Here is a 14,609-nt window from a genome sequence, read left to right as displayed (position 1 = left end):
TTTTTTAACGCGAAAGTTCACAATTATTGCAAAAACATAGGTGGAACGCTATCATTAACACTGTACATATTTTTCTTAAAGGAGGAATTTTTCATGGCAAATATTACATTTAAAGGTAATCAAGTTACGTTATTAGGAACTGAAGTTAAAGTTGGGGATCAAGCTCCTAATTTCTCTGTTTTAGCAAATGATTTATCAGAAGTGACATTAGATAATTCTAAAGGACAAAAGCGCATTATCAGCGTTGTTCCTTCTATTGATACTGGAGTTTGTGATGCACAAACTCGTCGTTTCAATGAAGAAGCTAGCAATTTAAACGTAAAGGTGTTAACAGTAAGTATGGATTTACCATTTGCTCAAAAGCGTTGGTGTGGAGCTAACGGAATCGAGAACGTGGAAGTAGTATCCGACCACCGTGATGCATCTTTCGGAGAAGCTTACGGCGTTTTAATTAAAGAACTTCGTTTACTAGCTCGTGCAGTATTTGTAATAGATTCTAATGACAAAGTAACGTACGTTGAATACGTAAGCGAAGCAACAAACCACCCTAACTACGAAGCAGCAATCGAAGCAATCAAAGCTGCAGAGTAATTAGAAAAGCGAAGGCGCATCGGCCTGGCCCGTATAAACTGGACCAGGCCGGTAGGAGATAAAGGAAACACAGCGAACGAAAGAGAGCTGATATTGACTTATCGTACGGACGGACTGGGAAGTTTGATAGGGCCAATGCGCCGTAGCTGGACAAAGAAAAGCGGAAGGGGCTCGCTCAGGTCCACACAAACTGGAGCTACCCGTTATATAATAGTATTTCTTCAAGGATGACTCGCGTTTTTGTTAGTCATCCTTTTTTATCGTAACCGTGTAAATTTTGTGGATAACTTCTAACTTTACTTACGTTACGTCTAGCTCCGGCGGCTTGGCCCTTGAGACATAAGCCAGTCACTTCCGGTGGGCAAAAAGCGCCCACCTGCAGCGCCTGTCTTATACTTGTCGGGCTAGAACGAGCCCCCTTCGCTTTTGTTCTTACATACATAGATAAAAAGTTGGTTTTTCGTCATATATTCGATAAAATAAATGATGCTAAAAGATAAAAGGAAGTGTTAAATTTGAGTTTAACGAAATTAGAAGAAACATTTACGATATTTGATACAACAAGCTCTATTTTGCAGGAGGAGCTATCTTGTACATATTTAGAAGCGTTAGCAGAAACTGCTGAAAACTTATTTCATCAAGATGTATTACAGGATGAACTATCGGAACTAACGAAAAAAAGACTATTAAAGGAATACGATAAAATTAACTTACAATCATTAACGAAAGAAGAAGTACGTAAAGGATTTCAGTTAGCAATATTGAAAGGAATGAAAGAAGGTGCGCAAGTTAATCACCAAATGACACCTGATGCTATTTCTCTTTTTATAGGTTTCCTTGTGTCAAAATTTAATGAGAGTAACGCATCTATTTCTATTTTAGATCCAGCTGTAGGAACAGGTAATTTATTAACTGCCGTACTAAATCAATTAAGTGACAAAAAACTAACTACGTACGGAATAGATGTCGATGATTTACTAATTAAGTTAGCCTATCAAAACTCCAATTTACAGCAACATCCAATAGAATTTTATACACAGGATAGCTTACAAAACTTATATATAGAGCCTGTGGATACTGTTATATCTGATATTCCTTACGGATTTTATCCAGATGATGTAAACGCGAGCAATTTTGAACTAAAACGAAACGAAGGTCACTCCTATGCTCATCATTTATATATTGAACAAAGCATTAAATACACGAAGCCTGGAGGGTACTTATTTTTCTTAGTTCCAAATGCAATGTTTGAAGGTGAGGAGTCAAAAAACTTACATGTATATTTAAAAGATCATGTGTACATTCAAGGATTGTTACAGCTTCCATTTAACTTATTCAAAAGTCCAAAGCATGCAAAAAGTATCTTTATCCTTCAAAAGAAAGCAATAAATGTAGAACAACCTAAACAAGCGCTTCTTGTTAATTTACCTAGTTTTTCGAAAAAAGACGCAATGTCGAACATCATGGGACAAATTAATGACTGGATACAAGCAGAAAAGAGAAAAAAATAAGGCAGTATAATCAGAAAATAACGAATATAAAGGGTAAGCGCTCCCAATAGATGATGACTCTTGCAAAAAAAAAATGTCGATGTTTAAATGAAGTAGGGAATCAATAGATTACATAATAAATGCACAAAATAGGCAAGTAGATGCTTATGTTTTTCATTGTTTTAACATCAATAAAGGAGTTGTCATCAACGATGTCAAAAATTATTGCAATTAACGCAGGGAGTTCTTCTCTTAAGTTTCAGTTATTTGATATGCCAAGTGAAACTGTTATTACGAAAGGTTTAGTCGAGAGAATAGGTCTGAATGATGCTGTATTCAATATTTCGTATAACGAAGAAAAACAAACAGATGTAACAGACATACCAGATCATGGAGTCGCTGTTAAGATCTTATTAAATAAATTAATTGATTTAGGTGTAGTAAAGAGTTTTGATGAAATTACAGGTATTGGTCACCGTGTTGTACATGGTGGGGAAGAATTTAGTGATTCTGTAGTTATTACAGATGAAGTTCTTGCAAAACTTGACGAGTTATCAGAATTAGCACCACTTCATAATCCGGCTAACGTAGTTGGAATTAAGGCATTTAAGGAGATTCTTCCTAACGTACCAGCTGTAGCGGTGTTTGATACAGCGTTCCATCAAACGATGCCTGAAAAGTCTTACTTATACAGCCTTCCGTATGAGTATTATGAAAAGTATGGAATTCGTAAATACGGCTTCCACGGTACGTCTCATAAATACGTTTCTGAACGAGCGGCAGAACTATTAGGTAGACCTGTCGAAGAATTACGTCTTATATCTTGTCACCTTGGAAATGGAGCGAGTATTGCTGCAATTGAAGGTGGAAAATCGATTGATACATCAATGGGATTCACCCCACTTGCAGGTGTGGCAATGGGAACTCGCTCAGGTAATATAGACCCAGCACTTATTCCTTTTATCATGGAGAAAACTGGTAAAAGTGCAGATGAAGTATTAGACGTATTAAATAAAAAGAGCGGAATATTAGGTGTTTCTGGATTCTCTAGTGATTTACGTGATATCGAAAGTGCTGCGAAAGAAGGAAATGAGCGTGCTCAGCTAGCACTTGATGTGTTTGCAAGTAGAATCCATAAATACATCGGCTCATATGCGGCTAGAATGTACGGAGTAGATGCTATTATTTTCACTGCAGGTATCGGTGAAAATAGTACGGAAATTCGTGCGCGTGTTCTTCGCGGTTTAGAGTTTATGGGCGTTTACTGGGATCCTACGCTAAACCAGGTTAGAGGAAAAGAAGCCTTTATTAACTATCCGCACTCACCTGTAAAAGTTATTATTATCCCAACAAATGAAGAGGTTATGATTGCACGCGATGTATTGCGTCTAGCTAACGTATAATATAAATAAAAAAGAATTTGGTTTAAGTGCCGAATTCTTTTTTTTTTTGCTTGAATACTGACCATCTCTCTCTTTTTTGAACTAAATTAGAAAAATAAATAAAAACTCTTTGACTTTATGAGAGAAATGATGTAAATTACGTAATGTACGAACGTTAACAAAAAGTTATCTAAATAATATTCGTCTCTAGGGGTGTTCGACATGGAAAATGTATTTGACTACGAAGATATTCAATTAATTCCGGCTAAATGTATCGTAAATAGCCGTTCAGAATGTGATACTACTATTAAATTAGGTAAACATACTTTTAACCTGCCAGTTGTACCTGCAAACATGCAGACAATTATAGATGAAAAAATCGCTCTTTACCTAGCGGAAAATGGTTATTTTTACATTATGCATCGATTCGAACCGGAAAAACGTATCGATTTCATTAAAGATATGCATGCTCGTGGGTTAATCGCTTCAATCAGTGTCGGGGTAAAAGAAGAAGAATACTCATTTGTTCAACAGTTAGCCGAAGAGCAATTAACTCCTGATTATATCACGATTGATATTGCGCACGGACATTCTAATGCCGTTATTGAAATGATTCAGCATATTAAAAAGCACTTACCAAATAGTTTCGTTATCGCAGGAAATGTTGGAACTCCTGAAGCAGTGAGAGAGCTTGAAAACGCGGGTGCTGATGCGACTAAAGTTGGCATTGGACCTGGTAAAGTTTGTATCACAAAAATTAAAACAGGTTTCGGAACTGGTGGATGGCAGTTAGCTGCATTACGTTGGTGTGCAAAGGCAGCAAGTAAACCGGTTATTGCTGACGGTGGTATTCGTACGCACGGTGATATTGCAAAATCTATTAGATTCGGAGCTTCCATGGTAATGATTGGTTCTTTATTTGCTGGCCATGAAGAATCACCGGGAGAAACTGTTGAGAGAGATGGTAAGCTATTTAAAGAATATTTTGGTTCTGCGTCAGAATTTCAAAAAGGTGAAAAGAAAAACGTAGAAGGTAAAAAAATCTTCGTTGAGCATAAAGGCTCATTAAAAGATACACTTAAAGAAATGGAACAAGACTTACAATCATCTATTTCGTATGCTGGTGGTAACAAACTAGATGCAATTAAACATGTGGACTATGTAGTAGTGAAGAACTCCATTTTTAATGGGGATAAAGTATACTAATAAAGAAGGTGGGCGAGAATAATCTTGCCCATCTTTTTTATCGTTTAGGCAATTATTAAAGTGGACAGTTGTAGATAACTACTAACTTTGTGTTGCTACGTTCTGGCTCCTCCGTCGCCGTGTTTCCTTTATCACAACCGTAACAGTCCAGTTTGTACGGGCCTGAACGAAGCGCCTTCGCATTTGTTCTTGTCGTTAAACTACACTTGCGGATGTAGTTCTAGATACTTGATAACGACATTATGAAACCGACTATGCTATAATATGTGTAAATATGGAACTAAGTAAGGGGAGATTTTTATGCAAGAATCTCAAGTGAAAGATAAGATAGTAAGCTGGGAAAATGAACTTAAATTACTTCAGAAATCACAACTAGAAGAAACAATTGATAGCTGGTTAGAAACAGCATTTTCTTACATACCAGAAGAATTAAAACACAATTTTTTTCAACAACTCGACACTTGGCTATTTCACCTACAAGGAATCATTCAAGAATCTACCTTTCAAAATGAAGCGGAACAAAGAATCATAAATACTGCTCAAATATTTGAACCTTCCATTACTTCTATAGAGCAAATACAAACATTAAATTTAGAACAAAAATCATTTATTGCAAATCAGCAAATGGCAAAACAAAAGCTTTATGCACTTGTCCAAGGTGGAATGACTGGAATTGGGAAGTATTCAACGCTTGCTATGGATATCCCTGCGTTTACACTATTAAATATTAGAACAACTCAACTTATTGCAATGTCGTTTGGCTATACATCAAAATCTCCTATGGAAATGGTTCGCCTACTACAAGTTTATTATGCAGCAACATTACCTAAACGATTTCAGTATGAGAGATGGGAGCAACTTAAACAAGAACTTAAACTAGAACGAGACCCATACTTTTATCCGTTGTCAGAACGTGAGCACCCAGAGACTTGGATACATCACCCTTTAACACATTTATTAAAACTAATCTTTATTATCACGGTTACCCGAAAAAAAGAGCGTTTGCCGATAGTAGGCATTGTCACAGGTGCTAGCCTCAATCATTATTGGACGAAGCAAGTTTCTACTTTTGCACATCACTATTTTTCTGTTCGACATTTGGCAGAAAACGAATATTAATAAAACAAAGGCATTCCTTAAAGGATGCCTTTGTTTTTTCTTAAGAATGTATTTTATTTGAAGAAACTTCCTGATTTAATCGATACCATAGCCAAAGGTCATTTATTATACTAGCTAAATTAGCGATCGATTCATTTAATTCACATGACTTCTCGAAGTTAGCTTCATTGTTTAGCTTTTCTTGTTTTTCATTAATTTCTTGTTCTATATCTTTAATTCGGTCCGGAATTTTCCCTCGAATTTTTTCCCATTGTAATAATATTTCATCTTGTTCTTCTTTACTGTATTTAGCCCAGTCTTTCTCTAGTTTCGGTAGTGAAATGCCTAACCGTTCGTCTTTTTTAAAACAGTACATAAGGTCGAACATCCTTCCTTTTTCTCCTCTAATATATTTATTGTATAACAAATAAGCGCTTCCAACAATGGGAGGAGGTAGGAGGATTATTAGTTTCTAACAACTAGAACATCACAAGCAGCATTTCTAACTATATTTTCGGAAACACTTCCGATAAGTAATCTTTCTATAGCATTTACACCGGTTGCACCACATACAATTAGATCAATGCTGTTTTTACGTGCGATATCTCTAGCGATTAATATTTTTGGAGAACCGAAGTCTACTATTTTATTTACAGTTTTAACGTTAGCCTCTACTGCCTGTTTTTCAAACTTAGTCAATAATTCTTTTGCATAATTTTCTGCATGCTCTATTGCAGTTCCTGTATGCAAGTTCATGGCTGCAAAAGTATGAATGTCTATAATATGTGTAATAGTGAGTGCTGCATTATCCTTTAAACAAAGATGAAGTGCTTTTTGGAAGGCTTGCTCTGATTCTTTTGATCCGTCAACTGCAACTAATACATGTTTATACATGTTCTCATCTCCTATGGATTGAAATTGTAAAAAATATTCTAATATTTACCTATATTATACTCCTGGAAAATTACGAAAACTATATCGTGTATTCGTACAAAAAAGGAGAATTAGTGACATGTCGAAAAAACAAAATGAAAAGCTGCAATTTTTTTATGATGACGAGGCAGCAACAACAATTAGCAACCAAATAACCGATTCTTATACGAGTGGGTATGTAAATGAAGAATTTGGTGAGAAGAAAGAAGCGGAACAACAAAACACAAATCAGTACTAATTTTTGACTGTGTATGCTGAAAAAGGGCTGCTTAGGCGGTCCTTTTCATATTATAAAGTAAACGTTACAGCAAAAAAGTTGTAAAATTTTATGCAATAAAAGAAAATAGATAGTAAGAAAAAGTAACGCATAGGGGGAGAGGAAGTATGCGTCATGCTGTTATTACTGCTGGAACGAAAGGGTTAGGGAAAAAAGTTACGCAATTAATGGTCGAACAAGGTTGCTCTGTTACTGTTCAATATAGAAGTGATGAGGAAGCGATGCTGAAAATGAAAGAATCGCTCTCCCTAATAGAAAACTCAAATCTACAATTTGTACAAGGGGATATTACGAACAAAGATGATATACATAAGTTAATTAACGAAGCATATAACCATCATGGACGCATTGATTATTTAATATGCAATGCCGGCCCTTATATTTTTGAAAGAAAGAAACTAGTAGATTACAGTGATGAAGAGTGGTATGAAATGATAGAAGGTAATTTATCTGCTGTTTTTCATTTAGTTAAAAAAGTAGTTCCTATTATGCGAGAACAACAATTTGGAAGGATTATTACTTACGGTTTCCAAGGTGCTGAGACTTCCCCAGCATGGATATATCGTTCAGCTTTTGCCGCCGCTAAAGTAGGTTTAGTTTCTTTAACAAAAACGTTAGCTGTAGAAGAAGCCGAAAATGGTATTACAGTAAATATGGTGTCTCCTGGAAATATTTTAGGAGATATGAAAGAAGCAAGTATTGAAACCGCCCGTTTAATTAAAGATGAAAATACTCCGATTGGGAGATCAGGTACTGGTGAAGATATTGCTCGTGTTGTACGCTTTTTATGTGATGAAAATTCGGATATGATTACTGGATCTGTCATTGAGGTAACCGGTGGATTAGATGTTATAAACCGTTTCCGTTAATTCTAATCGACTATTTTTCTGTTTATTTGTTAGAAAGATTCAAAAATAAAACAAATCAATAAAAGCATTAACGCAAAGTTTACAAGAGATAATCTCGAAATTTAAAATATAATATAAAAACGGGTGGCATCGGTAGCCACCCGTTTTCTATTATTTTTTTATGATTTGTAATTCTTTTGGATATTGTGTCAATAGCTCGTAGCCAGTATCTGTAATGTAAACATCGTCTTCAATTCTAACTCCACCGAATCCAGGTACGTAAATTCCAGGTTCAATCGTAAACGTCATACCTTTTTGTAGTTTCATTGTATTCGTTTCGTTCATAGACGGATATTCGTGAACTTCGATTCCAAGACCGTGCCCTAGTCGATGAGTAAAATATTGTCCATAGCCAGCCTCCGTAATGAGAGAGCGAGCTATTCTATCTAAACTACCGATTTCTACACCAGGTTTACAAGCATTCACAGCTGAAAGTTCCGCTTGTAATACTGTCTCATAAATGTTGTGGCCTTCCTCTGATAAATGATCGAATGCTAACGTTCTAGTAATATCAGAACAATAGCCGTCTAATACTACTCCTAAATCAAATAATATGAGATCCCCTTCGTTTATACTATTCAATCCAGGCTTGCCGTGTGGAGAAGCGGTCTTACTACCTGTAAGTGCCATCGTTGAAAACGACATTTCTCTAATCCCTTTTTTCTTTAATTCATATTCAATTGCTGCGACAAGTTCTTGCTCTGTTCTTCCTTTTTGTATGTAATGAACGCCTATTTCTACACCGAAGTCAGCAAGTTTTGCAGCCTCCCGTAAAATAGCAACCTCTTGCTCATCTTTAATTAAACGAAGCTCGTACATTTTTTCTTCTGCAGAAACGAAAGTGGCTTGCGGGAATAACGCTAGTAATGCTTTATACCGAGATACAATCATATGCTCTTTTTCAATTGCTAATTTTTCAATTGATATATTACGCTTATTAATTTCTTCCTTCATCATCTCCCACGGATTTTCCGTATCGGAATAGCCGAGAATCGAATGACTCCAACCTGTCGCCTTTACTTGTTCTACTTCCATATTGGGACAGATTAATATTGGGCTGTGCTCTGGGAACACGAGTAATCCAAGTAATCTTTCATGTGGGTCTGAGTAAAAATTACTTAAATAAAACACGTTTGGCGTCGATGTTAAAAAACTAGCTGAGACATCTTTCTCTTTCATCCAGTTAACTAATTGTTCCATTCTTTTTTCGTTCAAAATAAACACATCCCTTTCCTACTCTTACAAAATCGTTTACTATTAGCTTATCAGGGAATAATAAAACTGTAAATTAAGAATTATTAAATCAGTTTTCCTGAAAAAGTTTACATGATGATCACAAAGGAGGAAGAGGAATGAAAGTATCATACCACGGACATTCAGTTGTCAAAGTAGAAACATCCGATTATACCATTCTTTTCGACCCGTTTATTACGGGTAACAGCACGACAGATTTGAATGCGGAAGATGTAAAGGTAGATGTCATTTTATTAACTCACGGCCACAATGATCATGTTGGGGATACGGTCCAGTTAGCAAAGAAAAATGACGCATTAGTTATTGCGCCATTTGAATTAGCTACATTTTTAGGCTGGCAAGGGGTAAAGGTCCATCCAATGCATATTGGTGGAGCGAATACTTTTGATTTTGGAAAAGTGAAATTAACACAAGCATTTCATGGATCTAGCTATACGAACGAAGAAACGAAAGAAATTACATACACAGGAATGCCTAGTGGAATTTTATTAACGATAGAAGGAAAAACAATTTACCACGCAGGAGACACAGCGCTGTTTTCTGATATGAAGCTAATTGGAGAAAGAAATAATATTGATCTTGCCTTTTTACCGATTGGTGACAATTTTACGATGGGCATTGAAGACGCACTGCTTGCGGCAGAATGGTTAGGGGCCAAAAAAGTCGTACCAATCCATTACAACACTTTCCCAGTCATCGAACAAGACCCAACTCACTTCACTAACCAACTCCCAGAAGGTGTCGGAATTACCCTATCACCTGGGCAATCTATTGAAATATAAAGAACTAAGAGTCAACTTAAACCTATTCTCTATTTTCAAGCTAGACCCTCATGCAAGTGAAAATTTGCACCATGGTGCATAAAATGGGTGGTTCGACTTTGACAGCTACAATGTTTTCCTTTTCCAGATTTAGGACCGTGAGTGGAACGGAGCGGAAGACACTTGACTCCAGCGGGAGGTAGAGGGAAGGTCGAGACCCCACAGGCGCAGCCGAGGAGGCTCGACTCCCTCCCCGCGGAAAGCAAGTGTCTGCAGCGAAGTGAAACGGATTAACTTAAAACGTATAACAACAAACAACGTTGTCTTTATTGAAATGCCATTTTCTAAACACGTATGGTTTCAGGGTGAAAGAAGCTTCTTAGGCTTCTTTTTTTTATTCTACTGCATATAATGGAACAAGCTATAAAACTTGGAGGGAAAAAAATGAAAAACAGACTATTACTATCCTTACTATGCTTAGCAGCCTTATTATATATTGCTGTTCCACGTATCCCAATGGGAGCAGAAGGACTTCCAGGCATGTTCGCACTAGCGTGGCTTCTTTTTGCACTAATTGCAATTGGTGGGAATATTTCCGCCCTAATGTTCCAACCAAAACGTAAGCGAACAGTGTCAAAATTAAAACTAGAAGAAGAAAAAAGAAGAAGACTACGTCAATATAGCTAAACAAACATTTGAATGTCAGCGAGTTCATTCGTATAATGAGAAGTAAGAATATGAAGTGGACGGGTGAACTTTGTGACTAAACATGAGCAGATTATACAATACATTGAAGAATTACCTATTGGCGAAAAAATATCCGTTCGTCAAATAGCAAAAGCTTTAACGGTAAGCGAAGGAACAGCTTATCGTGCAATTAAGGAAGCAGAGAATAAAGGATATGTTAGCACGATTGAACGAGTCGGGACAATCCGCATTGAACGAAAGAAAAAAGAGAATTTTGAAAAACTAACCTTTGCAGAAGTTGTTAATATTGTTGACGGACAAGTAATCGGTGGTAAAGAAGGATTACATAAAACGTTAAATAAACTTGTAATTGGTGCTATGAAGCTAGAAGCAATGGTTCGCTACATTGGTCCTGGTGATTTATTAATTGTAGGGAATAGAACAAATGCCCACCAAGTAGCTGTAGAAAGAGGGACGGCTGTTCTTATTACAGGGGGATTTGATACAGAAGATCATGTTAAGGAATTAGCAGATGAGTACAAGCTACCGATCATTTCTAGTAGCTACGATACGTTTACTGTAGCAACGCTCATTAACCGTGCGATATATGACCAATTAATCAAGAAGGAAATCGTGTTAGTGGAGGATATCCTTACACCAGTTGAGGAAACTGCCTATTTAACAACAGACCAAAAAATAAAAGATTGGCTTCAACATAATGATGATACTCAACATAGTAGATTTCCGGTAGTAGATCGAAATTTAAAAGTTCAAGGAGTCATTACGTCTAAAGATGTAGTAGGTAAAGATCCTGAAATTACTTTAGAGAAGGTAATGACGAAGCAACCTATTACGGTTAACGGTAAAACTTCAGTCGCTTCAGCTTCTCATATGATGGTTTGGGAAGGAATTGAAATGCTTCCGGTAGTCGATCAGCACCACCGTTTAACGGGGATAATTAGTCGACAAGACGTACTAAAAGCGTTACAAATGATTCAAAGACAACCGCAAGTTGGTGAAACGTTAGATGATATTGTAACAAATCAATTTACCGACATCTCGAATAAAAGTGGTGAGGAACTTTATCATTGTGAAGTAACACCACAAATGACAAACAACGTCGGCACTATTTCATATGGCGTTTTTACGACAATTGTAACGGAAGCGGCAAAACAAGCGTTGCGAAAGCTAAAAAAAGGCGATATGGTAGTGGAAAATATTACGACATACTTTATTAAACCGGTACAAATTGATAGTTGTATCGAAATAAAACCGAAAATATTAGAAGTGGGTAGAAAGTTTGGTAAAGTTGATGTTGAAGTGTTTCATGAAGGTCAAGTAGTTGGAAAAGCAATGATGATGGTACAAATAATACATTAAAAAACCTAGCAGGCTACATGCTTGCTAGGTTTCTTATTTTTACTGATTTGCATATTTTTCTGCTTCTTCTCTCGCAAAAGGCAAATAAAAACGGTACGCTTTAACACCAGCCCAAATGCTACCTGCTCCAACAACAATCATAATAATTCCAACAACAATCGCAACGGTTGATAAGGGATTAATAATTGTATTAAAACCAAATGAGGTTACGAAAATACCTAATGCAATACTTGATTTAGCACTTAACCATTTTTTTTCAGCTGGAAACTTTGTGCGGAAATACTTCGTTTTATAGAAAAAGTAGAACATGAATGAAACGATAATTAAAAATACAAAAATAGCATTCAAATGAATTGCTCCCTTCCAAGCAGTTTTATGTATACTATATTACCGTCTTTTTCATTTAATTTCTACTTTTCCTATTTCCATTTCCTTTGCTATCACTTGTAAGTATGGTTAAATGAAATTAGAAAGATGTAAGGAGAGAAGCAAATGATTCAACAAATTTTAGATGAAATCGGCAAATTTGAAACGATTATAATCCACCGTCACGTACGCCCAGACCCGGATGCATACGGTTCTCAATGTGGATTAGCAGAAATTTTGAAAGCTAGTTATCCAGAAAAACGAATATACCGAGTTGGTAAAGAAGAGGAATCGCTACATTTTTTAACAAGATTAGATTCTATTCCAGATTCAGCTTATGACGATGCTCTTGTCATAGTATGTGATACAGCAAATGAAGAGCGAGTTTGCGATAGTCGTTATACGTTAGGTAAAAAACTAATAAAAATTGACCATCATCCGAATGAAGATCCTTACGGAGACTTATTATGGGTCGATACGGATGCTAGTTCAACAAGTGAAATGATCTATGAGCTATATTTAGCTGGTAAACACCAAGGATTAAAGATGACAAAGGAAGCGGCGCGTCTAATTTATGCCGGAATTATTGGGGATACTGGGAGGTTTTTATTTAGAAGTACGAGCATGAAAACGTTTCAGTATGCAGGGGAATTAATCTCTTATGGCTTTGACTTCCCAGCCCTTTATGACGAGCTCTATAAAATGAAGCTACATATTGCAAAGCTACAAGGATATTGTTTAGAAAACTTCACCATTCATGAGCAGGGAATCGCATCAATGAAGTTAACAGCCGATGTGCTAAAGAAATTTAATGCAACTCCATCAGAGGCATCCCAGCTTGTTGGGACGTTAGGTGGCATTGAAGGGATAAAAGCCTGGGTGTTTTTTATCGAAGAAGACGATCAAATTCGAGTAAGACTTCGCTCTAAAGGTCCGATTGTAAATGGAATTGCTAAAAAATATAATGGTGGGGGCCACCCACTAGCATCAGGTGCTTCTATTTATGAATGGTCAGAGTCAGAGAGTGTATTAGAAGATCTCATTGAAGTAGCACGGGTAGATTAATAAATACAGAGGCTGGGACAAAACTAAAATGATCATAATAAAAAACGAACAATCGCCAATCTAGCGACGTATATTTCCGGAGCGGGTTATTTCCACTCTACTATTTTTTGTTCGTTTATTACTTGGATAAGAATAGTTGTGTCCCAACCTCTGCCTATCTTAAGCAGGTTCTACGTTAACGATTGTTAATTCAATTTCTAACGTTGTATCTAAGTAAAGGTAGTACACTCTAAAATAATATCGTTTATTGTCTTGTTTATAACTTTTGTTTTCTATTACTTTCGTTAAGAGCTCTTTGTTTTCTGCGAGACTTTTAATATCTTGGGAAATTAAATGATTTAAATCTTTTGTCATACTATCGATAATACTATGACGGCTTAATGTGTTAAGTTGATACCTTTCATAGTTGTTAATCGATATGGCGATATCTTGAATTTTGAGTTTATCTTTCTCTTCTTTTAGTTTGTCATTGTCCTCTGTTAATATTTCAATTCTTTCTTCCAACGTTTCTACTTCGTTCTTGTACTTTTTTACATTACTTACTAGTTGATCTTGAAGTTGACCATAAATAATTAGAAAAATTCCCCAGCCGATTAATGCACCAACAATTGCACCTGAAAAAAAAAGTTGCCATGACGGATGGTGATGATGGGTTGGAACTCTCATTATAAAGGCTCCTGTGTTAGCCAACTAATTACTAATGCACCAGTTTGAGCTCCGCCAGTAGCTGTAATGATTAAAAGAAGTTGTTTTACTAGAAATTTTGTTTCTCCGTTAAATAAACCTGCTTCTAACGTGTAAAATGTATCGAATGTCCCACCGATAGCAGCAACTATTGCCCAAATTTTTAAGCTCCCGGCAAGTCTATCTATTCGAGAGAGTGGAGCATCACCTACTAAAAATGCAGCAAAACCACCGATTAAGGCTCCACCAATTAATACACCTAGTGCGATAAAAAAGCTAAACATTAACGTTGCGATAAAAGGATCCTTCACGTCCATTTGTTTTCGTCACCTCAAGATTGGTATTGTAGAAAATGCGTATATGGTAGCTTACAATGTCTTTACTTGATTATATGGACAAGAATTGAAAAGTATGTTAGGTTCGACCGTTTAAAAAAGATAGAGCTATATTAAAGTTTTTGCCCAAAATGCTTATGCTATCATTCCTACGAAAAGCGGACTATAATAAATATAGAAAGAAGAACATGA

17 protein-coding genes are annotated in these 14,609 nt (G+C 36.3%); 11 read left to right on the top strand and 6 right to left on the bottom strand.

Translation table 11 applies throughout. The annotated features are described in order from the left end of the window. The first annotated feature begins 93 nt into the window (after window positions 1-93). The 5 genes from tpx to BC6307_RS16955 all read left to right on the top strand — a co-directional run bounded on the left by tpx (window position 94) and on the right by BC6307_RS16955 (window position 5,788). On the top strand, window positions 94-591 hold the full coding sequence (gene tpx / locus BC6307_RS16975; RefSeq protein WP_066413111.1) for a thiol peroxidase: 498 nt from the start codon (window positions 94-96) through the stop codon (window positions 589-591). 515 nt (window positions 592-1,106) lie between these two features. Continuing rightward, window positions 1,107-2,102: a class I SAM-dependent methyltransferase gene (locus BC6307_RS16970; RefSeq protein ID WP_066421353.1), complete on the top strand. Its 996-nt coding sequence runs from the start codon at window positions 1,107-1,109 to the stop codon at window positions 2,100-2,102. Window positions 2,103-2,293: 191 nt separating this feature from the next. After that, window positions 2,294-3,484 carry an acetate kinase gene (locus tag BC6307_RS16965; protein WP_066421356.1) on the top strand — a complete coding sequence of 397 codons (1,191 nt, stop codon included), beginning with the start codon at window positions 2,294-2,296 and terminating at the stop codon, window positions 3,482-3,484. Window positions 3,485-3,685: 201 nt separating this feature from the next. After that, window positions 3,686-4,669 carry a GMP reductase gene (guaC, locus tag BC6307_RS16960; protein ID WP_066421358.1) on the top strand — a complete coding sequence of 328 codons (984 nt, stop codon included), beginning with the start codon at window positions 3,686-3,688 and terminating at the stop codon, window positions 4,667-4,669. A gap of 300 nt (window positions 4,670-4,969) precedes the next feature. Further along, complete coding sequence (locus BC6307_RS16955; protein WP_066421359.1) at window positions 4,970-5,788, top strand: EcsC family protein; 819 nt, start codon at window positions 4,970-4,972, stop codon at window positions 5,786-5,788. A gap of 40 nt (window positions 5,789-5,828) precedes the next feature. Here the strand turns inward: BC6307_RS16955 and BC6307_RS16950 are convergent, their stop codons facing one another. Then, on the bottom strand, window positions 5,829-6,143 hold the full coding sequence (locus BC6307_RS16950; RefSeq protein WP_066421374.1) for a hypothetical protein: 315 nt from the start codon (window positions 6,141-6,143) through the stop codon (window positions 5,829-5,831). An 89-nt stretch (window positions 6,144-6,232) separates the two neighbouring features. Then, window positions 6,233-6,661: a universal stress protein gene (locus tag BC6307_RS16945; protein ID WP_066421361.1), complete on the bottom strand. Its 429-nt coding sequence runs from the start codon at window positions 6,659-6,661 to the stop codon at window positions 6,233-6,235. Window positions 6,662-6,779: 118 nt separating this feature from the next. Between BC6307_RS16945 and BC6307_RS24840 the strand changes: the two genes are divergently transcribed. After that, on the top strand, window positions 6,780-6,938 hold the full coding sequence (locus BC6307_RS24840; RefSeq protein ID WP_157076718.1) for a hypothetical protein: 159 nt from the start codon (window positions 6,780-6,782) through the stop codon (window positions 6,936-6,938). Between the two features lie 146 nt (window positions 6,939-7,084). Then, window positions 7,085-7,846, top strand: coding sequence for an SDR family oxidoreductase (locus BC6307_RS16940; protein ID WP_066421370.1), 762 nt, complete (start codon window positions 7,085-7,087; stop codon window positions 7,844-7,846). Between the two features lie 150 nt (window positions 7,847-7,996). Here BC6307_RS16940 and BC6307_RS16935 read toward each other — a convergent pair whose 3' ends face one another. Further along, complete coding sequence (locus BC6307_RS16935; RefSeq protein ID WP_066421377.1) at window positions 7,997-9,085, bottom strand: M24 family metallopeptidase; 1,089 nt, start codon at window positions 9,083-9,085, stop codon at window positions 7,997-7,999. Window positions 9,086-9,237: 152 nt separating this feature from the next. Between BC6307_RS16935 and BC6307_RS16930 the strand changes: the two genes are divergently transcribed. From BC6307_RS16930 to BC6307_RS16920, 3 genes are all read left to right on the top strand, one after another. Further along, entirely contained in the window at window positions 9,238-9,921 is a 684-nt protein-coding gene (locus BC6307_RS16930) for a metal-dependent hydrolase (RefSeq protein ID WP_066421372.1), read from the top strand. A gap of 423 nt (window positions 9,922-10,344) precedes the next feature. Then, the gene (locus BC6307_RS16925; protein ID WP_066420109.1) at window positions 10,345-10,587 is read left to right on the top strand and encodes a hypothetical protein; all 243 of its coding nucleotides are present in this window, start codon (window positions 10,345-10,347) and stop codon (window positions 10,585-10,587) included. A gap of 72 nt (window positions 10,588-10,659) precedes the next feature. Then, window positions 10,660-11,967 (top strand): CBS domain-containing protein, encoded by a 1,308-nt coding sequence (locus BC6307_RS16920; protein WP_066420111.1) that lies wholly within the window; start codon window positions 10,660-10,662, stop codon window positions 11,965-11,967. A 39-nt stretch (window positions 11,968-12,006) separates the two neighbouring features. Here BC6307_RS16920 and BC6307_RS16915 read toward each other — a convergent pair whose 3' ends face one another. Continuing rightward, a complete protein-coding gene (locus BC6307_RS16915; RefSeq protein ID WP_268874289.1) occupies window positions 12,007-12,315 on the bottom strand; it encodes a YtpI family protein in 309 nt (102 codons plus the stop codon). Window positions 12,316-12,459: 144 nt separating this feature from the next. Between BC6307_RS16915 and BC6307_RS16910 the strand changes: the two genes are divergently transcribed. Further along, complete coding sequence (locus BC6307_RS16910; protein WP_066420114.1) at window positions 12,460-13,398, top strand: DHH family phosphoesterase; 939 nt, start codon at window positions 12,460-12,462, stop codon at window positions 13,396-13,398. Window positions 13,399-13,557: 159 nt separating this feature from the next. Here BC6307_RS16910 and ytrI read toward each other — a convergent pair whose 3' ends face one another. Both ytrI and ytrH read right to left on the bottom strand, forming a co-directional pair. Next, entirely contained in the window at window positions 13,558-14,064 is a 507-nt protein-coding gene (gene ytrI, locus BC6307_RS16905; RefSeq protein WP_066420116.1) for a sporulation membrane protein YtrI, read from the bottom strand. Continuing rightward, window positions 14,064-14,399: a sporulation membrane protein YtrH gene (gene ytrH / locus BC6307_RS16900; RefSeq protein ID WP_066420117.1), complete on the bottom strand. Its 336-nt coding sequence runs from the start codon at window positions 14,397-14,399 to the stop codon at window positions 14,064-14,066. Before ytrH ends, ytrI begins: the two co-directional genes overlap by 1 nt. Window positions 14,400-14,609: the final 210 nt, after the last annotated feature.

It is taken from the genome of Sutcliffiella cohnii (genome assembly GCF_002250055.1).
Classification (GTDB): Bacteria; Bacillota; Bacilli; order Bacillales; family Bacillaceae_I; genus Sutcliffiella; species Sutcliffiella cohnii.
Note: the sequence above shows the minus strand (reverse complement) of the source record. Positions and strands in the feature narration are given on the sequence as shown.

Bases quoted from the DNA above. Each gene is read 5' to 3' on its own strand.
- tpx (WP_066413111.1), top strand. From the start codon at position 94: ATGGCAAATATTACATTTAAAGGTAATCAAGTTACGTTATTAGGAACT.
- BC6307_RS16965 (WP_066421356.1), top strand. From the start codon at position 2,294: ATGTCAAAAATTATTGCAATTAACGCAGGGAGTTCTTCTCTTAAGTTT.
- guaC (WP_066421358.1), top strand. From the start codon at position 3,686: ATGGAAAATGTATTTGACTACGAAGATATTCAATTAATTCCGGCTAAA.
- BC6307_RS16955 (WP_066421359.1), top strand. From the start codon at position 4,970: ATGCAAGAATCTCAAGTGAAAGATAAGATAGTAAGCTGGGAAAATGAA.
- BC6307_RS16950 (WP_066421374.1), bottom strand. From the start codon at position 6,143: ATGTACTGTTTTAAAAAAGACGAACGGTTAGGCATTTCACTACCGAAA.
- BC6307_RS16945 (WP_066421361.1), bottom strand. From the start codon at position 6,661: ATGTATAAACATGTATTAGTTGCAGTTGACGGATCAAAAGAATCAGAG.
- BC6307_RS24840 (WP_157076718.1), top strand. From the start codon at position 6,780: ATGTCGAAAAAACAAAATGAAAAGCTGCAATTTTTTTATGATGACGAG.
- BC6307_RS16940 (WP_066421370.1), top strand. From the start codon at position 7,085: ATGCGTCATGCTGTTATTACTGCTGGAACGAAAGGGTTAGGGAAAAAA.
- BC6307_RS16935 (WP_066421377.1), bottom strand. From the start codon at position 9,085: ATGGAACAATTAGTTAACTGGATGAAAGAGAAAGATGTCTCAGCTAGT.
- BC6307_RS16930 (WP_066421372.1), top strand. From the start codon at position 9,238: ATGAAAGTATCATACCACGGACATTCAGTTGTCAAAGTAGAAACATCC.
- BC6307_RS16925 (WP_066420109.1), top strand. From the start codon at position 10,345: ATGAAAAACAGACTATTACTATCCTTACTATGCTTAGCAGCCTTATTA.
- BC6307_RS16910 (WP_066420114.1), top strand. From the start codon at position 12,460: ATGATTCAACAAATTTTAGATGAAATCGGCAAATTTGAAACGATTATA.
- ytrI (WP_066420116.1), bottom strand. From the start codon at position 14,064: ATGAGAGTTCCAACCCATCATCACCATCCGTCATGGCAACTTTTTTTT.
- ytrH (WP_066420117.1), bottom strand. From the start codon at position 14,399: ATGGACGTGAAGGATCCTTTTATCGCAACGTTAATGTTTAGCTTTTTT.